We start from the raw sequence: 19,639 nt of genomic DNA, 5'->3' as shown, positions 1-19,639 counted from the left end.
GGTCGGCGCTGGCAAGAAGGTCGTCCTGCACCGGCCCTTCCTCGGCGGGATCGGAATAGGCGGCATAGCCGTCATCGAGTTCGAGCGCGTCGCTGGCATCCTCGCCCGCGGCCGGGGTGCCCACGCCGTGACCATAACGCGCGGCATCTTCCGCGCCGCGCAGCCCTGCAAGCGGATCGACGATGTCGTCGACGTCGTCATCATATTCGTCGCCATAGCCGTCACCGGCCTGCATGCCGGTGAGTTCGAAGGGCGCGGCCGTGGGGTAGTCGGCCTCCGCCTCGTCCACGTCGGCCTCGCCCAGATCGAGGGTGTCGTCCTCGTCATAGCTGTCTGCGGCGCCGGCCGCCGGGCCGCCGAAACCGAAGCTCGGCGCGGGGGCCGGTTCGGGCGCGGCGACGGGCGGCGCAGCGCCAAAGCCGTCATCGTCCGACAATTCGAGCACCGGACGCTTGGGCGCGCGCGAGGCACCGAGCGAGACGCTCTGGGTGCGCTCGGACTGGCCGATGGCGCTCTGCTCGATACCGGTGGCAACCACCGAGACACGGATCTTGCCCTTGAGATCCGGGTTGAAGGCCGAACCCCAGATGATGTTCGCGTCTTCATCGACCAGTTCGCGGATGTGGTTGGCGGCCTCGTCGACCTCGAGCAGGCGCATGTCCTCGCCGCCGATGATCGAGATGATGACGCCCTTGGCTCCGGCCATGCTGACGCCGTCCAGAAGCGGATTGGCGATTGCCTGTTCGGCGGCGTCGAGCGCGCGGTTCTCGCCCTCGCCCTCGCCGGTGCCCATCATCGCCTTGCCCATCTCGCTCATCACCGAGCGCACGTCGGCAAAGTCGAGGTTGATGAGGCCGGGCATGACCATCAGGTCGGTGATCGATCGCACGCCCTGCTGGAGCACCTCGTCGGCGAGCTGGAAGGCCTCCTTGAAGGTGGTTTCTGCCTTGGCGACCAGGAACAGGTTCTGGTTGGGAATGACGATCAGCGTGTCGACATGGGCCTGAAGCTCCTCGATCCCGGCTTCGGCCGCGCGCATCCGGCGGGTGCCCTCGAACAGGAACGGCTTGGTGACGACGCCCACGGTCAGCACGCCCATGCGGCGCGCGGCTTCGGCGATCACGGGCGCGGCGCCGGTGCCGGTGCCCCCGCCCATGCCGGCCGCGATGAAGCACATGTTGACGCCTTCGAGCGCCTTCTCGATCTCGGCGACGGTCTCCTCCGCCGCGGCCTTGCCCACTTCGGGCCGCGCGCCCGCACCGAGGCCGCCGGTGATGTCGGGCCCGAGCTGGATGCGCTTTTCGGCCGGGCTGGTGCTGAGCGCCTGCGCATCGGTGTTGGCGACGATGAACTCGACGCCCTCGATCTCGGCCGCGATCATGTTGGCGATCGCGTTGCCGCCGGCCCCGCCGATCCCGATCACAGTGATACGGGGGCGCAGATCGTCGCTCGCTGCGGGTCCGATATTGATGCTCATCAGCTGGTCCTCCAGGCGCAGGGACAGGATTTTTTCACCTTTCCTCGCGCATTTATCGTCTGTGACATAATCATCGTTCACATTTTATAGCGGCAAAACCCTTATCCACAGCATCGCGATGCGAAAATCGCATCATTCCGCAGCGTAAAGGGCGCAAGGGAGCCGCTCAGAAGTATTCCTTCAGCGCCCGGAACAAGCGCATGATCAGCGCCCACAACCCGCTCTCGCGCGAAAAGGCGCGGTAAACTCCGGCGCGCCCCGCGCCCACCGCGCGGATATCGACCGGATCGTCGGCGGCGTAAAGGCACAGGCCCGCCAGCGTCGCAAAGCCGGGCGCGTGATGCGCTTCGGGCATGCCGGTAAGCTGCGGCGGGCGGCCGAGCCGCACCGGCTGCCCCAATGCACCCTGCATGAAATCGGCCATCCCGGCAAGCTCGGCTCCCCCGCCGGTGAGCACCACCTGCCCCGCCCGCGGCCCCGCAAAGCCCATGGTCTTGAGCGCCTTGCCGACTTCGCCGGTGAGCACGCCCAATTGCTGGGTGACGACCGCGATCAGTTCGGCGCGCACGATGCGGTTCTTGTCGTCCGCGCCGCGCGCCAGCGGCCCGGCGGGCGCGCCGCCCTCCCCGCCTTCGCCCCCCATTTCAGAGGGCCCGGTCACAGGGACCAGCTCGCGGTGGTCCGAGGGGCTGGCGATGGCCGAGCCCGCGACGCATTTGAGCCGCTCGGCCTGCGAACGGCGGATGCCGAAACTGCTGGCGATCGCATCGGTGATCGAGCCCGAACCCATCGGGATCGCGTGCAGCCCCAGCAGCATGCCGCCGGCAAATACCGCGACATTGGTGATGTCAGCCCCGATCTCGACCAGCGCGACGCCAAGCTCGCGCTCTTCGGGCGTCAGGCAGGCGTGCCCTGCGGCAAGCGGCGCGGCGACCACACCCTCGACGTCGAGATGCGCGTTCTGCACCGCTTCGGTGAGGTTCCTGACCGGCGCGCCGTCGGCCAGCATGACGTGGATGTCGACCCCCAGCCGCTCGGCATGCAGCCCGCGCGGGTTGGCGACACCGTGCGCGCCATCGAGCGTGTAGTGCGCGGGCTGAGCGTGGAGCACCTTGCGGCCATCGGGCTGGATCATGTCCTGCGCCTCGACCAGCAGTGCCTCGACGTCCTCGTCCTCGATCCGCCGGCCGCCGATCTCGATATCGACCGCGACCACGTGGCTGGCGAGCCCGGCCCCGGCGCAGGCGATCCATACGCTCCTGACAGGCGTGCCCGAAGCCTTCTCGGCGCGCTCCACCGCGTCGCGGATCGCGTGGGCGGCGGCGGCCATGTCGGTGACATAGCCGCGCTTGACCCCCGCGCTGGCGCGGTGGCCCGAGCCCAGCACCTGCAGGTCGCCGTTCTCGGTCTCGCCCATGATCATGGCGCTGATGCGGAAAGACCCGATATTGACCGCGGCATAGGTGCGCGCGAGGCGGCGCTGTGCGCCAGAGGACCTGGGTGCGGCATTAGGCTTGGAGGCCATCAGGTGGTCTCCTCCGTCTCTTCCGGGCCCGCGACGACCTTGGGCTTGCCCACCGCATCGGGCAGCCGCATGTAGAGCCGCGGGGGGGTCCGCATGTCGAAGGCCAGCACCTTGCCGCCGAGCAGCCGGTTCTTGCCGTCGAGCCGCGCGAACTTCACCAGCGCCGTCGCCGCCTCGACCTCGCCTTCGGGGAGCGCGAGCAACTGGCCGGTGGTGAAGGTCAGGTTCCAGCGCCGGTTGCCGACCCATTCGGCAACCTCGACCTTGGGCGCCAGCGCGGGCGCAGCAGCGAGCAGCGTCTCGAGCGCGCGCGCCTGCTTGCCCGCGCCTGGCCCTGCAAGCCGCAGCATCCCCTTGGTCTTCTCGGACGCGACCGGCTCAAGCTCCACCCCGCCCGCGTCGATCAGCATCAGCCGATCGGGCTTTTCGAGCACGGCATGCGGCTTGCGCTCGACGATGTCGATGGCGAGGGTGTGGGGCAGTTGGATCGAGACACGGGCGTCCTTGACCCAGGGCAGCGCGAGCAGCTCGGCGCGCAGGGCCGCGACATCGACATCAGGCATGGCGCGGTTGCGCTGGGCAAGGACGCGGGCATAGACCTGCTGCTCGTCCATCCGAGCGGTACCGGTGACGCGCACGTGGCGCACCTCGAACCCGGCATCGGCCGCGATCGCGGCGACCTGCGCCTGCGCCAGTGCGGGCACGCCCGCAAGGCTGGCGATGACGGCAGCGATCCCGACGCCGGTGCCGATGATCATGGCGAGCCAGATGCGGCTCCACTGTTCCTCGGTGAAGGGTAGGAAGCCCATGATCCGGTCGATCACGCCGCTCGCGCCCCTGTGCGCCTTCCTCACGGTGACCGCGCGGCTTTGCGCCTTCGCCGCACGGCGCACGCCGGGCGTGCCGTTACGCCTGATCTGCTGCGCCATGCGTGCCTCCCTGTTTCAGCCCGTGAACCCGAAGCGCCTCGACGCAGAGCATCTCGACGAGGTCGGCGTAGGAAATCCCGCAACCCGCCGCCTGTTCGGGCACGAGGCTCAAGGGGGTCATGCCCGGCTGGGTGTTGGTTTCGAGCACGAACAGCCCAGCCTCGCCCGCTTCGTCGTCCCAGCGGAAATCGGTACGGCTGGTGCCGTGGCAGCCGAGCACCTGATGCGCCTTGACGGCATAGGCCTCGCACAGCGCGGTGATTTCGGGCGGCAATTGCGCCGGGAAGATATGCTCGGTGCGCCCGGCGGTGTACTTGTTCTCGTAATCGTAGAAGCCATTCGCGACCACAAGTTCGGTGACGCCAAGCGCGCGCGGGCCATCGGGGCCATCGAGCACCGCGGCGGTCAGCTCGCGGCCCTTGATGAAGGGTTCGGCCAGCAGCTCGGCGAATTCCTGCCACGGGCCTTTGGCTTGCGGAGAGATCGGGTTGCCGACATTGCTGTCGGCGGTGACGATGGCGACGCCGACCGAGGAACCCTCGTTGACGGGCTTCAAGACATAGGGCCGCGGCAGCGGGTCGCGCTCGTAGAGCTCCTCGCGCGTCACGATCCGCCCGCCGGGCATGGGGATGCCGTGCGGCACCAGCGCCTGCTTGGTCAGCTGCTTGTCGATCGCGATCACCGAGGTGGCGAGGCCGGAGTGGGTATAGGCCAGCCCCATCAGGTCGAGCATCCCCTGCACCGTCCCGTCCTCGCCCGGCACGCCGTGGAGCGCGTTGAAGACGACATCTGGCTTGGCCTCGTGGAGCCTGAGCGCGACATCGCGCCCCATGTCGATCCGGGTGACGCGGTGGCCCTTGCTCTCGAGCGCATCGGCAACGCCCGCGCCGCTGGTGAGCGAGACCTGCCGCTCGTTCGCCCAGCCGCCCATCAGGACAGCGACGTGGAGGGGGGAGTCAGTCATGAATCAAGCCTTGGCTCATAAAGCGCGGGCTGGTCACTCTGTACCCAAGCCTCGCATCCCTCTTCCCACGGGTAAAGACCTGTCGCATCAGGCCATACGATCATCGCGACATCACGCAACGGTCTGCCCATCTGAGTTCTGTGATACCACATTGCAGAGTTGAGATAGTTTTCGACAATCTGCGTTTCGTGGACCAAGCGGACAACAGCGTCATACTCGCCGAAGAAGGCTTCGAGCCGTTCGCCCTCAACGAGTGGCTGGCCGGCGGCGCACATCGCAAGCAGGGAATTGATCGCAGGTCCAACGACCTCGCGGGGCAATCCGAACATGATCACTTCCGGGTAGTCAGGATTGCCGGTCTTCTCGAGCGTGCGAGTGAAGCCCACGGAGTAGGCGAAGCTAGGCGCATCGCCGTCGGGATCGAATACGCCCGTGATGTGGCACCCGTGCTTCTCGATGTTCTCGACGATGTCTCGCTCATAGGCGGTGAGACCGTCGCGTTTGAACCAGTTCTTCACGGCCGCCCCACCCTTTGAATTTCCCACTCGAGGCTTACGCCGGTCGCGGCATAGACCTTGTCGCGCACTATTTCGCCGAGGCCTTCGATGTCGGCGCTGGTGGCGGTGCCGGTGTTGATGAGGAAGTTGGTGTGCTTCTCGGAGACCTGCGCGCCGCCGAGGGTGAGGCCCCGGCAGCCGGCGCGGTCGACCAGTTCCCACGCCTTGTGGCCTTCGGGGTTCTTGAAGGTCGATCCGCCGGTCTTGGTGCGCAAGGGCTGGCTCGCCTCGCGCGCGGCGGCGATGCGGTCCATCTCTTCGCCGATCTCCGCAGGCTCACCCGGATGGCCGCGGAAGCGCGCCGAGACGACGATCGCCCCATCGGGCAGGGCCGAGTGGCGGTAGGAATAGTCGAGCTCTTCGGCATTCAGCGTGATGAAACTGCCGTCGGTGAGGATCACCGCGCAGTCGAGCAGCACATCGGCGACCTCGCGTCCGTAGGCCCCGCCGTTCATGCGCACGAAGCCGCCGACCGTGCCGGGGATGCCGCGCAGGAATTCCAATCCCGCAATGCCGAGATCGCGCGCGGTGGAGGCGACCAGAATGCCGCTCGCCCCCCCGCCGCAGGTGAGTTCCAGCTCGGCGGTGTGCTCGACCTTGGCGAAGCTCTTGCCGAGCCGCACCACCACGCCGGGCACGCCCCCGTCGCGCACGATCATGTTCGAGCCGAGGCCCAGCGCCATCACCGGGATCTCGCCATCGAGCCGTTCGAGGAAGGCCTTGAGGTCGTCCATGTCGGCGGGCTCGAACAGCCAGTCGGCCGGGCCGCCGGTCTTGAACCACGTGTAGGGCGCGAGCGGGGCCTTGCAGGTCAGCTTGCCGCGGATGCCGTCGAGTGGCACGGGCGCGCTTACCGCCCCCTCGACCGCACAGGTCGGGGCCGAACCATTATCGCCGACAAAGGTGTCGCCCGGCTGGTTCATGCCGCCTGCGCCTCCCGGCTGGCGGTGATGGCATGCGCGAGGCCCGCCGCCCACTTGGTGATGTCGCCCGCGCCAAGGCACACCACGAAATCACCCGGCTGCACCTCGCTTGCCAGCGTTTCCGCGAGCGCCTCGGCCCCCGCGATCTCGCGCGCCGCCCGGTGCCCGCGGGCTTTCATGCCTGCGACCAGCGCGGCGTGGTCCACGCCCTCAATCGGCTCCTCGCCCGCAGGGTAGACCGGAGCGACATAGGCGATGTCGGCATCGTCGAAGCACGACTGGAAGTCGTTCATCAAGTCCTTGAGGCGGCTGTAGCGGTGCGGCTGGGCGACCGCGATGACGCGTCCTCCCGCAGCCACCGCCTCGCGCGCGGCGGAGAGCACGGCGCGGATTTCGACCGGGTGGTGGGCGTAGTCATCGATCACCGCGACCTTGCCGCCCGCCAGCTCGACCGTGCCGACCCGGGTGAAGCGCCGCCGCACCCCACCGAAACGGGCAAAGCCGGTGCGGATCACTTCGTCCGAGCAGCCCATCTCGATTGCCACCGCGATGGCCGCAAGCGCGTTCTGAACGTTGTGGCGGCCGGGCATGGGCAGGTGGACGCCCTCGATCCGGCGATCATGCTCGCCGCGCTGGCGCACGATCACGTCGAAGGCATTGCCCCCGTCGCTGCTGCGCACATTGACCCCGCAGATATCGGCCTGGAGCGAGAAGCCGTAGGTCACCACCTTGCGGTCACGCACCTCGCCGATCACCGCCTGCACCACCGGGTGATCGACGCACAGCACCGCCGCGCCGTAGAAGGGAACGTTGTGGATGAACTCGACGAAGGCTTCCTTGACCCCGTCGAAATCGCCGTAGTGGTCGAGGTGCTCGGGATCGATATTGGTGACCACCGCGATGGTGCCATCAAGCCTGAGGAAGCTCCCGTCGCTCTCGTCCGCCTCGACCACCATCCAGTCGGAATCGCCGAGGCGGGCGTTGGAGCCGTATTGCTCGATGATCCCGCCGTTGATGACGGTGGGATCGATCCCGCCCGCATCGAGCAGGGTGGCGATCATGCTGGTCGTCGTGGTTTTGCCGTGGGTGCCCGCCACCGCAACGGTCGACTTCAGTCGCATCAGCTCGGCCAGCATCTCCGCGCGGCGCACCACGGGAACGCGGGCTTCCAGCGCGGCGGCGACTTCGGGGTTGGTGCGGCGCACCGCGGTCGAGGTGACCACCACCGCGACACCCTCGACGTTGTCGGCCTTGTGGCCGACATGGACGGTGATCCCGCGCGCGCGCAGACGCTCGACGCTCGGGCCTTCGGCAATGTCGGAGCCTTGCACGATGTAGCCGAGATTGTGCATCACCTCGGCGATGCCGGACATTCCGATCCCGCCGATGCCGACGAAGTGGATCGTGCCGATGTCGGTGCCGACGCCCTTCATTGATCCACCTTATCCTTGGCGGCCTTGCGCGGCGCGGTTTGCGGGCGGGCGGCGGTCTGCGCGGCGCGAGGAGCAGCCTCGCCGACGCGGATCACATCCATGAGATCAATCCCGCTCATGCTTTCCACCAGATCGGCGAGATCCTTCGCCGCATCGGGCCGCCCGCAGTTGAACGCGCAATGCGCGGCGTTGGAAAGGCTCTGCGGGTGCATCGCCATGGCCTGGATCTGCTTGGCGAGCTCCTTGGGCTGGAAGGCGTCCTGCCGCACCATCCGCGCGCCACCGGCCTTGACCATCTCGCGGGTGTTCACCGCCTGGTGATCGTCGGTGGCGATGGGCAGCGGCACGAGGATCGCGGGGCGGCCCACCGCGGTGAGTTCGGCGATGGTCGAGGCGCCCGCGCGGCCGATGAACAGGTGCGCGTCGGCAAGGCGTTCGTGCATGTCCTCGAAATAGGTGCCGAGTTCGGCGGGGATATCATGCTCGGCATAGCGCTTGCGCACCGCCTCGAGGTCTTCGGCGCGGCATTGCTGGGTGACCTGCAGGCGCTGGCGCAACGCGGGCGGGAGCATAGCGAGGCCATCGGGCACGATCTGCGACAGGATGCTCGCGCCCTGCGAGCCCCCGGTGACGAGAATGCGCAGCAGGCTCTCGTCGGTGAAGGCGGGGAAATCCGACGCGCGCAGGGCCAGCACCTCGGCGCGCACCGGGTTGCCGACGAGGTGCACCTTGGGCGCATGCTTGGGGTTGAGCCGCTCGACGGTCTCGTAGGAGGTGGCGATCGCGCCCACCCGCCCCGCCAGCAGCCGGTTGACGCGGCCGAGCACGGCATTCTGCTCGTGGACGATGCTCGGCAGCTTGACCGCGGTCGCCGCGAGCAGCGCCGGCAGCGCGGGATAGCCACCGAAGCCGACGATCGCCGAGGGCTGGAAGTGGTCGAACAGCCGCAGCGCCATCGCCCGGCCCTCCATCACCGCGCGCACGCCTGCGACCCAGCCCAGCGGGTTCTTGCCGAAGCGACCGGCGGGCAGCACGTGGGCCGTGAGGAAATCGGGCTTGCCGGGGATGTTTGCCCCGCGCTCGTCGGTGATCAGGGCCACGTGGTGGCCGCGCTGGTGCAGCTCGGTCGCGAGCGCGAAAGCGGGGATCAGGTGGCCGCCGGTGCCGCCCGCGGCGAGCACGAAGTGGCGGGAAGCGCCGGTTGGGGTCGAACTGGTCATGCGCTCTGGTCCTTGCGGTCGATCAGGTCGCGCAAGCTCCCTCCCTCGCGCGCGAGGAACGGATTGCGCCGGGTGATCGCCAGCAATAGCCCAAGCGTGAAGCACACCGCCAGTGTCGATGAACCGCCGTAGGAAATCAGCGGCAGGGTCATGCCCTTGGAGGGGAACAGCTTGAGGTTGACGAGGATGTTGATGAAGGCCTGCCCGCCGAACTGCGTGATAAGGCCAGCAGCGGCGAGCAGCGCGAAGAGGTTGTCCTCGCCCGTCAGCCGCAGCAGCGCGCGCATCACCAGCGCGCAATAGAGCACGACGATGATCCCGCAGGTGATCAACCCGAACTCCTCGCCGATCACCGAGAAGATGTAGTCGGTATGCGCCTCGGGCAGGTTCATCTTGCGTACGCCGAGCCATAGCCCTGCGCCGGTCCAGCCGCCTGCGGTGATGGTGCGCTGGGCAAGATCGACCTGGTCATAGGCGGTGCCGTCGCCGAGGAAGGCGTCGATCCGGTTGCGCGCGTTGTCGTAGAAGAAATAGGCCAGCGTCAGCCCCACCACCCCGATCCCGCCGAGCCCGGCAAGGCGCTGCCACGGCAACCCGGCCAGCAGCACCATGACCAGCCAGATCCCGCCGAACAAGATCGCGTCGCCCAAGTTGGGCTGGAGCATGAGCAGCCCCGCGATTAGCACGAAGAAGCCCGTGACAAAGGTGATCACCGGCAGGCCGGGATCGCGCACGCGCCACGCAAGGATCCACGCGCAAATGATGGCGAAGCCGGGCTTCAGGAACTCGGAGGGCTGGAGGCTCATCCCGACATTGATCCAGCGCCGCGCGCCGTTCTTCTCTTCGCCGATGAAGGGCACCACGAACAGCAGCGCCAGCATCACTGCGCCGACCATGATGCCGAGCCGGCGCGCCTGATCACGATCAAGGAAGCTGAGGCCGATCATCAGGCACAGCCCCATCGCCTGAAATACGATGTGGCGCTGGAAGAACATGAAGTCCGGCACGCGCTCGCGGGCCGTCGAGAGCATGTCGGCGCTGGCCGGCGAGGCGGCGGCGACCGCGACGATGCCGATTGCCATCAGAAGGCCGATCAGCAGCAGCAGCAGCTTGTCGATCTCGCGCCACCAGATGCGCACCGAATCCCGCCAGCGGCGCTGCACCGGCACCGGCGGCAGATAGGCACCCGGCCCGCGCGCCGAGGTGGCGGAGAAGACCGGCGCGGTCATGGCTGGATGCTCCCGTCGCCGGTTTCGCCACCATTCGCGCCGCACGTCTCGCAGCCGGTGAGCGCGCCGACCATCTGGCGGAAGTGGCCCCCGCGTTTCTCGTAGTCGCGGAACTGGTCGTATGAGGCGCAGGCGGGGCTGAGCAGCACCACCTCGCCCGGGCGCGCGGCATCCGCAGCGCGGCGCACCGCCTCGCTGATGAGCTCGCAGCGCTCGACCTTCACCCGGCCCTCGAGCAGGTCGGCGAACATCGGCCCGGCCTCGCCCACGGTATAGGCGGCCGCGATGTTGGCGAGGTGATCTGCGCAGGCGCCGAGCCCGTCCTCCTTGGGCAGCCCGCCGACGATCCAGTGGATGCGCGGTGCGCCCGCGTTGATCGCGGGGTCGGGCGGGAAGGCGGCGAGCGCGGGGGCGGCGGAGGCGGCGTTGGTCGCCTTGCTGTCGTTGATGTAGATGACCCCGCCGGTCTCGCAGACCCGCTCCATGCGGTGCGGAAGGCCGCGATAGGAGGCGAGGCCTTGCGCAATCTGCGCGGTCGTGAGGCCCAGCCGGCGGCAGATCGCGACCGCGACCGCAGCGTTCTGGGCATTGTGCGGCCCCGCGAGCGAGGGCGAGCGCCCCTCGGCGAGCCCCGCCGCGTCAAGGTCGGAGGTCTTGACCCGCACCATCGCGCGGGCCCCCGCCGCCAGCCGGTCGGCGATGGCGGTGGTGGGCGCGTCCTCGTCGCAGATCACCGCCTCGCCATTCTCCAGCATCTGGAACAACCGCTCCTTGGAGGCGGCATAGGCGGCAAAATCGGCATAGCGGTCGAGGTGATCCGGCGTGATGTTGGTCAGCGCCGCCACATCGCAATCGAGCGTGAAGGTGAGGTCGATCTGGAAGCTCGAAAGCTCGAGCACATAGACGCCCCCTTCCGGCAGCGCCTCCTGCCCGAGGATCGGATCGCCGATATTGCCGCCCATCACGCTCGGTATGCCTGCCGTTGTCAGGACGTGATGCACCAGTGCGGTGGTCGTCGACTTGCCGTTGGTGCCGGTGATGCCGACCACCTTGTGCGGCGGCAGGCTGGCCCGCGCGGCGGCGAACAGCTCGATATCGCCGATGACGGGCAGGCCATATTGCCACACATGCGGCCCGATCGGGTGGTTGTTGAGCGGCACCCCGGGGGAGACCACCACGCCCGCAAAGCCGGTCAGATCAAGCTCGAGAGGGTCGATCAGCCTGCAACGCCCCTCGAAGGGTGCGCGGGCGTGCGGCTGGCGGTCCCAGGCGATCACCTCCGCCCCGCTCGCGAGAAGCGCCTCGGCCGCCGCCGCGCCCGAACGGGCAAGGCCGAGCACCGCGTAGCGCTTGCCCTTGAAGGCGGGAGAGGTGATCACTTGGCCGAGCCCCTCCCTATCGCAGTTTCAGCGTGGAAAGCCCGATCAGCGCGAGCACGATGGCGATGATCCAGAAGCGGATCACGACCTTGCTCTCGCTCCAGCCGAGCTGTTCGAAGTGGTGGTGGATGGGGGCCATCTTGAACACCCGCTTGCCGGTGCGCTTGAACCAGAAGACCTGGACGATGACGCTCACGGCTTCCAGCACGAACAGCCCGCCGACAATCCCGAGCACGACCTCATGGTGCGAGGCGACCGCGATCGCGCCGAGCGCGCCGCCCAATGCCAGCGAGCCGGTGTCGCCCATGAACACCGCAGCGGGCGGCGCGTTGAACCACAGGAAGGCGAGGCCCGCCCCCATGATCGCCGCGCAGAAGATCGCCAACTCGCCCGCGCCGGGCACATGCGGGATGCCGAGATAGGCGCTGAAATCGGACCGGCCCACCAGATAGGCGATGATCGCGAAGGTGCCTGCCGCGATGATGACCGGCATGATCGCAAGGCCATCGAGGCCGTCGGTGAGGTTCACCGCATTGCCCGCACCGACGATCACGAAGGCGGCGAAGACGTAGTAGGCCGGCCCGAGCGGGATGCTCACGCCGGTCAGGAAGGGGAGGTAGAGGTTGGTGTTGATTTGGCTGACGATCAGCCAGCTCGCGATCCCCGCCACCACGAATTCGCCGAGCAACCGGACGCGCGCCGGAACGCCCGCGTGGCTGTTCTTGGAGACCTTGTCGTAATCGTCGAGAAAGCCGATCACCCCGAAGCCGATCGTCACCGCAAAGCAGGCCCACACGAAGGGGCTGGTCAGATCCATCCAGATCAGCAGCGCAAGGCTGAGCGAGACGAGGATCATCAGCCCGCCCATCGTCGGCGTGCCGCGCTTGGCGAGGTGCGATTGCGGGCCGTCAAGGCGGATCGGCTGGCCCTTGCCCTGGCGCACCCGAAGGAAATTGATGAAGCGCTCGCCGATCAACAGGCCGATGACCAGCGCGGTCATCAGTGTCGCGCCCGCGCGGAAGCTCTGGTATCGCACCAGATTGAGGATGCCTTCAAAGCCAAGCCACTCGGCAAGCAGGTAAAGCATTCAGTCGTCCTTCGCGCCCGTCTTTCGGGCCTGAGCCCCGCCCCTTGCGCGTCAGGCGCGGAGCTGTTCGGTAAAGTGTGACACCAGCCTGCCGAGCCCGACCGAATTGGACCCCTTGACCAGCACCGCATCCCCATGCGCGAGGCCGAACTGCCCGAGGAGCGCAATCGCCTCGGCAGGCCCCTCGCAATGGGCGAAGCTCGGCTCCTTGCCAAGCGAAGTCGTCGCAGCTTTCCCCAGTTCCTCGGCCAGCGCGGCCATCTCAGGGCCGACGAGGATTGCATGACTGACGCCCGCTTCGGCAATCGGTTCCGCGAGCTGGCGGTGGAAGGCATCGGAAAAGTCGCCGAGCTCCTTCATCGAACCCAGCACCGCGAGCCGCCGGGTGGCGGGCGTTGCCGCAAGCGCCTTGAGCGTCGCGCGCATCGAGGCGGGATTGGCGTTGTAGCTCTCGTCGATCAGCAGCGCGGTGCCGCCCGGGACGGTCAGCGTGTGCCGCGCGCCGCGGCCCTTGAGCCCGCCCATCTCGGCCAGCGCGAGGCCCGCACTGGCAAGATCGCCGCCCGCCGCGCGAACTGCCGCCATGACGCCCAGGGAATTGACGATCCAGTGCTCGCCGGGTTCGGCGATGGTATAGCAGATGCGCCGATCGCCCAGATCGGCGGTGACGAGCGAGCCCCCGCCCGCCGCGGGGATCGCATCGAGCAGCCGCACATCGGCAGTCGCGGCGCGGCCGAAGGTCACGACATGCGCTCCGCAGGCTTTGGCGTGGCCGATCATGCGCGCGGCCCATTCGCTGTCCGCCGGAATGATCGCGACACCGCCTTCGACCAGCCCGGTGAAGATCTGCGCCTTCTCGTCAGCGATGGCCTCGAGGCTGCCGAGGTTCTCGATATGCGCGGGCGCAATGGTGGTGATCAGCGCGACATGCGGGCGGGCGTGGGCGGTGAGCGGCGCAATCTCGCCCTGATGGTTCATGCCCATCTCGAACACGCCGAACTTGGCACGCGCGGGCAGGCGGGCGAGGCTCAGGGGCACGCCTACATGGTTGTTGTAACTGCGCACCGAGCGGTGAGCCGCGCCGCGGCTGGCGCGGTCGAGGCAGGCGAAGATCGCCTCCTTCACGCCGGTCTTGCCGACCGATCCGGTAATGGCGATCCGCACCGCCTCCACCGCCCGGTCCCGCGCGGCATGGGCGAGCGCGTGGAGCGCCTGCGTCGTGTCCTCGACCAGCACGTGGGGGTAATCGACCGGGCGGTCGACGATCGCCGCGACCGCGCCCTTGGCGAAGGCGGCTTCGATGAAGCGATGGCCGTCCATCGCCTCGCCCTTGAGCGCCACGAACACATCGCCCGGCTTCACATCGCGCGAATCCATCTCGACGCCGCTCGTCTGAAAATCATCGCTGGCGGTGCCGCCGGTGGCCGCGGCGATTTCGGCGGCGGTCCACAGCGCAAGCGGGAGCGCATCGCGCGCAGTGACGGGCCATTGGTGCAGCATCGGGTGGGCCATCGGGGCGTTCATCAACACTGGCCTCCGGCGCACTCGCGCGCCACTTCGACATCATCGAAGGCTTCGATCCGCATATTTTCTCCAGACCCGAATATTTGACCCTGCTCGTGCCCCTTGCCGGCGATGAGCACAATATCGCGCGGCCCGGCTTCCCCGATTGCGGCAGCGATGGCGGCGCGGCGGCCTGCCACTTCGCGCGTGTTCTCCCCAGCCCCCGCCATGATCGCGGCGCGGATGCTTGCGGGATCCTCCGAGCGCGGGTTGTCGTCGGTGACGATGGCAATGTCGGCGGCGCGCGCGGCGACTTCGCCCATCTGCGGGCGCTTGCCCGCGTCGCGATCCCCGCCTGCGCCGAACACCACGATCAGCTTGCCGCTTGTCGCGACATGCGGGCGCAGCGCGGCGATGGCGGCCTCGAGCGCGTCGGGGGTGTGCGCGTAGTCGACATAGGCTGGCGCGCCCGCCTGATTGAGCGCAGCGCGCTCGAGCCGCCCGCGCACCGGCTGGAGGCGCGAGAGCGCATCGAAGGTAGCGGAGGCCGACACGCCGGTCGCCATGGCCAGCCCCGCGGACACCAGCGCATTGGCCGCCTGATAGGCCCCGATCAGCGGCAGATTGACCTTCCGCACTGCACCTTCATGTTCGATGTGAAGAAGCTGCCCCAACTGCCCGGGTTCGCGGGCGATCAGCTTGAGGAAGCTCCCGCCCTCGCCGACCGTCCGCACCTCGAGCCCGCGCGCCCGCGCGGTCGCAATCGCCTTGGCGGTCCATTCCGACCCGTCACCGGCGTCATGGATCACCGCCGGGCTGCCGAGCGCGACGACCTCGGTGAACAGCCGCATCTTGGCCGCGAAATAGGCTTCCATCGTAACGTGATAGTCGAGGTGGTCGCGGCTGAAATTGGTGAAGGCGCTCGCTGCAACGGTAAGGCCTTCGTTGCGATACTGGTCGAGCCCGTGGCTCGATGCCTCGTAGGCGACATGGGTCACGCCTTCGCGCGCCAGCCCCGCCATGTTGCCGAGGAAGGTGACGATGTCGGGCGTCGTCAGCCCGGTCGAGACGCTCCCGTCGGGCGTTGTCACGCCCAAGGTGCCGATGCTCGCGGCGCGCTCGCCCGCCATGCGCCAGATCTGGCGGGTCATCTCGACGCAGGAGGTCTTGCCGTTGGTCCCCGTCACCGCAACGATGGCAGCCGGGTAGGGAGAAAAAAAGCCCGCGGCGAGGCGCGCAAAGGCGCGTCGGGGGTTGACGTCGGCAAGGTGGAGCGCACCCTCGACGCGGGCTTCGGGGCGGGCAACGACGGCAATCGCACCCGCCTCAAGAGCGGCGGGGATGAAATCCTCGCCATTGACTGTGGCGCCCTGGAAGGCGCCGAACACGGTGCCGGGCGCGACCTTGCGGTGATCGATGGCAAAGCCGGTGACGGTCTTGTCACTGTCTCCCGCCAGCCCCGCGGCGCGCAAGAGGTCCGCGAGCCTCATTCGCCCTTGTCCACCAGATAGCGCAGGTCCGAGATGTCGACATCGCGGCTGTCGTCGGGCTGCACGCCCAGCATCGGGCCGATGCGCGGCACCAGCTTTCGGACGATCGGCGCCGAGGTGAAGGCGGCGGTGCGCTGGAAGCTCGAGGCCATCGTGCCCTTGGGCTCGTCGACCACGATCACCACCACATAGCGCGGCGCATCCATCGGAAAGGCGGCGGCGAAGGAGGAGACGAGCGACGTCTTGTTGTACCCGCCCACGCCCGCCTTCTCGGCCGAGCCGGTCTTGCCGCCGACGCGGTAGCCGGGCGCATCGGCGCTCTTGCCGGTGCCGTAGAGCGAGATCATCCGCAGCAGCTGGCGCATCCGCGAGGAGGTCGATTCCTTGAACACCCGGCGGCCCCGCGGCACATCGGCGGGCGCCAGCTTCATCAGCGTCGAGGGGCGCCAGATCCCGCCGTTGACCATCGCCGCATAGGCGCTCGCGAGGTGCAGCGGGGTGACCGCAAGGCCGTGACCGAAGCCGACCGTCATGTTGGTGACGCGGCTCCAGTCGCCTTGCGGCCAGATCGGCTTGCCCTTGGCGGGCAGTTCGATGAACGGGCGGCGGTCCATACCCAGATCAATCATGGCGCGGCGCAGACGTTCCGGGCCCATTTCGTCGGCGACCCGCGCGGTGACGGTGTTCGAGGAATGGACCAGCGCCTGCGGCACGTTGAGGCTCGGCCCCATCGCGTGCGAATCCTTGATCGTCCGGCTGCCCACCGGCACCGGCGCGGCGTTCCACTGGCGGCCCAGATCGCGCACCACGCCTGCATCGATCGCGGCGGCCACGGTCAGCGGCTTGAAGGTCGATCCCAGTTCATAGACACCGTTGGTGGCGCGGTTGAAGACATTGACCGCTCCGGCCGCTCCGGCCGTGTTGGGATCGAATTCGGGAAGGCTCGCCAGCGCCATCACCTCGCCTGTCTCGACATCGAGCACGATCCCCGCCGCGCCCAGCGCATTGGTGGCGAGCATTCCCTTGCGCAGCTCGTCCTCGAGCGCGCCCTGCACGCGCACGTCGATCGACAGGGCGACCGGCTGGGTGCGCATGTCAGGGTTGCTGAGCTGCTTTTCGAGCACCTCCTCCATGCCCACCTTGCCGCCCTGGTCCTCGACAACATAGCCCAGCACATGCGCAGCCAGCGTGCCTTGCGGGTAGTAGCGATCGGTCTCGCGCGGGATCTCGAGCGCGATCTCGCCCAGCGCGAAGACGCGGTTGGCTTCCTCGGGCAGCAGGCGGCGACGCAGGTAGCCGGCATCGCCCGAGGCAAGACGCTTGGCCATGCGCGCCTCGTCGATATCGGGGAAGATTTCCTTCAGCGCACGCGCGACCTCGGCCGGAGAGCGCACCAGCGGCGCGCCGGCATCGCCCATCGCCTTGGGGTTGAACCACATGGCATAGGCGGGAAAGGCGCGCGCCAGCGGGGCGCCGTTGCGATCAGTGATCTCGCCGCGCGGGGGCAGCAGCGCTTCCTCCATGCTGGTGCGCTGCGGGGCATTGCCGCCGAGGCCGAGGGTGGCGATGCGCAGCAGCGCGATCAGCGCGACCGCGCCGAATCCGCAGAGCAGCCACAGCACCCTGACCCGCGCCGACCACAGCATCTGCGCGCGCAGGCCAGCGCCCGGCAGGCGCCCGGCGGGAATGGCGGGGGTGGCGGTATGGGCACCGCTCAGCGGGGCGGCAAGACGTGCCGCCAGCGCGTTCATTCGCCGGTTCCTTTGGCTGCAGCGGCAGGCTTGCCCGCGCGGGCCGGGGTCTCGGCGCGCGCCGGACGGATCGGCGAGGCCTCGATCAGGAAGTCGCCGAAGGCATCGGCGAAGACCGCGCCGGCATCCTTCTCGGAGGCCGCCGAGGCGAGCGTCACCTTCTCGCCCGACACCGGCGAGCGCATCGGCGCATCGGCGGCGGCGGCCCTGGCGGCATCGGCACCGGCATCGGCGCTGGCGAGGCGGATCGGCGCGGGCGCATCGGGCCCGCGCACTTCGCCAAGGCTCGCCAGCTGGCGCTCGCCATCGAGGAACTGGCCGGCGCGCGGCGCCTCGTAGCCGAATTCGACCGCGTTCCATTCGGCGAGCTGGCGCTGGCTGGCGCGGGTCTCGAATTCGGTCTCGAGCAGCAGGGTCTCGCGCTGGAGCGCGATCAGCTGGCGTTCGGCGAGCAGCACCTCGCTGCGCACCGCGTGCACCTTGAAGCTCAGCACCACCACCGCCGCAAGGCAGATCGCAAGGACGGCGGCCCAGCCGAGCGAACGGGCCTGAGTGCTGGTCATCATGCTGCGAGACTCCTCGGGGGCGCGCCGGTGCGGGTGGCATGGCGCAGGGTGGACGAACGGGCGCGCGGGTTGCGGTCGATCTCGGCCTCGGAAGGACGGATAGCCTTGGAAACCTGCACGAAGGTGGGGGGCGGCCCCGGGATTTCCCCGGGCAGGTGGCGCGAAACCGCGCGGCCCGCGCCGCTGGCGGCCCTGAGGAACTGCTTGACGATCCGGTCCTCGAGGCTGTGGAAGCTGACCACGGCGAGCACACCGCCCTCGCCCAGCAGCGCCTCGGCGGCGGCGAGCCCGGCTTCGAGTTCGCCCAGCTCGTCGTTCACATGGATGCGCAGTCCCTGAAAAGTGCGGGTGGCGGGGTCCTTCTTGTCATGGGGCTTGTAGCCCAGCGCGCGGCGCACCAGGCGGGCGAGCTCGCCCGTCGTGCTGAGCGGGCGCGCGGCGACGATTGCGCGCGCGACGCGGCGCGACTGGCGCTCCTCGCCGTAATTATAGAGCACGTCGGCAATCGCTTCCTCATCGGCGGTGTTGAGGAAATCTGCGGCGCTCTCCCCCACCTGGCTCATGCGCATGTCGAGCGGGCCGTCATGCATGAAAGCAAAGCCCCGCTCGCCTTGGTCGAGCTGCATCGAGGAGACGCCGATATCCATGACGACGGCGTCGACGTGCTGGATGCCGATCGCGGCCAGCTGTGCGCGCATCGCCGAAAAGCGGTGCGGGTGCAGCGCGAGGCGCCCGGCATAGCGGGCGACGAGCGCCTGCCCGGCGGCCACGGCGTCGGGATCGCGGTCGAAGGCGTGGACGCTCGCGCCCGCCTCCAGCAGGGCGACCGAGTAACCGCCCGCGCCGAAGGTCGCATCGACGATGGTCATACCGGGGCGCGGGGCCAGCGCCGCCACCACCTCGTCGAGAAGCACGGGGATATGGGGGGCACCCTGCGTCATCACGCCGTGCCTCCCTTCTTGGCCGTGGCCATGAGCCTGGTGCAGGCCGCCTGCGCGCCCCTCCATTCGGGGCCCATGCGCGCGAGTTCCACCGGGTTCCAGACAAAGAAGAAGTTGCCCGCGCCGTGGAAATAGAGACCCTCGCCGACCTTGCCGAGATCGCGCAGGTGTTCGGGCATCACGAAGCGGCCGCTTTCGTCGAAGGGAAGCTGCGAGAAGCCGAACAGCTGCGCTGCGCGCACATCGCGGTCGAAATCGTAGTTCTTGCGTTCGATGGCGAGCTCTTCCTCGCGATCGAGCCGGGCATTGAGCTCATCGATGCGCGACAGGCCGAAGCCCATCAGGCAATCGAACTTGTCGTGCACACCAAGGCACAGGGTGCGGCTGCCGCCGGAGCTTTCCTTGACCGCCTTGCGGAACTCGGGCGGGAGCACAAAACGGCCCTTCTCGCCCGCAGGCGAGTAAGCTTGGCCGTTATATCCCACAGAAGCAGACACGTGCCTGCAATCCCCTCTATCCCCCGCAGCCTGCCGCACCGGCCTGCCGCGCCAATGACGCACTCAGTTCCCCCGGACATGCCTTCCCCGCCCCGGCCGCACACGTGCGGACGGGTCGTCCGGCCCCCACCGGGCGGACGCGAGACATACGGGCATGTCTGATGGACC

17 protein-coding genes are annotated in these 19,639 nt (G+C 68.5%); all 17 read right to left on the bottom strand.

Annotated elements, in window-relative coordinates:
- Positions 1-1,477 (bottom strand): cell division protein FtsZ (ftsZ, locus tag NBV68_RS04660; protein WP_296307620.1); only part of this gene is annotated, 1,477 nt, incomplete at its 3' end.
- Between the two features lie 166 nt (positions 1,478-1,643).
- Positions 1,644-3,002 carry a cell division protein FtsA gene (ftsA, locus tag NBV68_RS04655; RefSeq protein WP_296307618.1) on the bottom strand — a complete coding sequence of 453 codons (1,359 nt, stop codon included), beginning with the start codon at positions 3,000-3,002 and terminating at the stop codon, positions 1,644-1,646.
- Positions 3,002-3,931: an FtsQ-type POTRA domain-containing protein gene (locus tag NBV68_RS04650; protein ID WP_296307616.1), complete on the bottom strand. Its 930-nt coding sequence runs from the start codon at positions 3,929-3,931 to the stop codon at positions 3,002-3,004. The genes ftsA and NBV68_RS04650 overlap by 1 nt, the downstream gene beginning before the upstream one ends.
- Positions 3,909-4,895, bottom strand: a complete 987-nt coding sequence (locus NBV68_RS04645; protein WP_296307614.1) for a D-alanine--D-alanine ligase — start codon at positions 4,893-4,895, stop codon at positions 3,909-3,911. The genes NBV68_RS04650 and NBV68_RS04645 overlap by 23 nt, the downstream gene beginning before the upstream one ends.
- Complete coding sequence (locus NBV68_RS04640; protein WP_296307612.1) at positions 4,892-5,413, bottom strand: DUF4262 domain-containing protein; 522 nt, start codon at positions 5,411-5,413, stop codon at positions 4,892-4,894. Before NBV68_RS04640 ends, NBV68_RS04645 begins: the two co-directional genes overlap by 4 nt.
- The gene (murB, locus tag NBV68_RS04635) at positions 5,410-6,375 is read right to left on the bottom strand and encodes a UDP-N-acetylmuramate dehydrogenase (RefSeq protein ID WP_296307610.1); all 966 of its coding nucleotides are present in this window, start codon (positions 6,373-6,375) and stop codon (positions 5,410-5,412) included. Before murB ends, NBV68_RS04640 begins: the two co-directional genes overlap by 4 nt.
- Positions 6,372-7,808 (bottom strand): UDP-N-acetylmuramate--L-alanine ligase, encoded by a 1,437-nt coding sequence (gene murC, locus NBV68_RS04630; RefSeq protein ID WP_296307608.1) that lies wholly within the window; start codon positions 7,806-7,808, stop codon positions 6,372-6,374. Before murC ends, murB begins: the two co-directional genes overlap by 4 nt.
- Positions 7,805-9,028, bottom strand: coding sequence for an undecaprenyldiphospho-muramoylpentapeptide beta-N-acetylglucosaminyltransferase (gene murG, locus NBV68_RS04625; protein ID WP_296307606.1), 1,224 nt, complete (start codon positions 9,026-9,028; stop codon positions 7,805-7,807). Before murG ends, murC begins: the two co-directional genes overlap by 4 nt.
- A complete protein-coding gene (locus NBV68_RS04620; protein ID WP_296307603.1) occupies positions 9,025-10,257 on the bottom strand; it encodes an FtsW/RodA/SpoVE family cell cycle protein in 1,233 nt (410 codons plus the stop codon). The genes murG and NBV68_RS04620 overlap by 4 nt, the downstream gene beginning before the upstream one ends.
- Positions 10,254-11,636 carry a UDP-N-acetylmuramoyl-L-alanine--D-glutamate ligase gene (gene murD / locus NBV68_RS04615; protein ID WP_296307602.1) on the bottom strand — a complete coding sequence of 461 codons (1,383 nt, stop codon included), beginning with the start codon at positions 11,634-11,636 and terminating at the stop codon, positions 10,254-10,256. Before murD ends, NBV68_RS04620 begins: the two co-directional genes overlap by 4 nt.
- 16 nt (positions 11,637-11,652) lie before the next feature.
- The gene (mraY, locus tag NBV68_RS04610; protein WP_296307601.1) at positions 11,653-12,723 is read right to left on the bottom strand and encodes a phospho-N-acetylmuramoyl-pentapeptide-transferase; all 1,071 of its coding nucleotides are present in this window, start codon (positions 12,721-12,723) and stop codon (positions 11,653-11,655) included.
- A 51-nt stretch (positions 12,724-12,774) separates the two neighbouring features.
- Positions 12,775-14,247 (bottom strand): UDP-N-acetylmuramoyl-tripeptide--D-alanyl-D-alanine ligase, encoded by a 1,473-nt coding sequence (gene murF / locus NBV68_RS04605; protein WP_296307599.1) that lies wholly within the window; start codon positions 14,245-14,247, stop codon positions 12,775-12,777.
- Positions 14,247-15,716, bottom strand: coding sequence for a UDP-N-acetylmuramoyl-L-alanyl-D-glutamate--2,6-diaminopimelate ligase (locus NBV68_RS04600; RefSeq protein ID WP_296307598.1), 1,470 nt, complete (start codon positions 15,714-15,716; stop codon positions 14,247-14,249). The genes murF and NBV68_RS04600 overlap by 1 nt, the downstream gene beginning before the upstream one ends.
- Positions 15,713-17,467 (bottom strand): penicillin-binding protein 2, encoded by a 1,755-nt coding sequence (locus NBV68_RS04595; protein WP_296307596.1) that lies wholly within the window; start codon positions 17,465-17,467, stop codon positions 15,713-15,715. The genes NBV68_RS04600 and NBV68_RS04595 overlap by 4 nt, the downstream gene beginning before the upstream one ends.
- Complete coding sequence (locus NBV68_RS04590; RefSeq protein ID WP_296307594.1) at positions 17,464-18,033, bottom strand: hypothetical protein; 570 nt, start codon at positions 18,031-18,033, stop codon at positions 17,464-17,466. The genes NBV68_RS04595 and NBV68_RS04590 overlap by 4 nt, the downstream gene beginning before the upstream one ends.
- The gene (gene rsmH, locus NBV68_RS04585) at positions 18,030-18,974 is read right to left on the bottom strand and encodes a 16S rRNA (cytosine(1402)-N(4))-methyltransferase RsmH (protein WP_296307592.1); all 945 of its coding nucleotides are present in this window, start codon (positions 18,972-18,974) and stop codon (positions 18,030-18,032) included. The genes NBV68_RS04590 and rsmH overlap by 4 nt, the downstream gene beginning before the upstream one ends.
- On the bottom strand, positions 18,974-19,471 hold the full coding sequence (locus NBV68_RS04580) for a division/cell wall cluster transcriptional repressor MraZ (RefSeq protein WP_296307590.1): 498 nt from the start codon (positions 19,469-19,471) through the stop codon (positions 18,974-18,976). Before NBV68_RS04580 ends, rsmH begins: the two co-directional genes overlap by 1 nt.
- Positions 19,472-19,639 lie beyond the last annotated feature (168 nt).

This window comes from Erythrobacter sp. (genome assembly GCF_023653175.1).
Taxonomy (GTDB): domain Bacteria; phylum Pseudomonadota; class Alphaproteobacteria; order Sphingomonadales; family Sphingomonadaceae; genus Erythrobacter.
The sequence above is the reverse complement of the archived record's forward strand: the minus strand, read 5'-3'. Positions and strand labels throughout refer to the sequence as shown.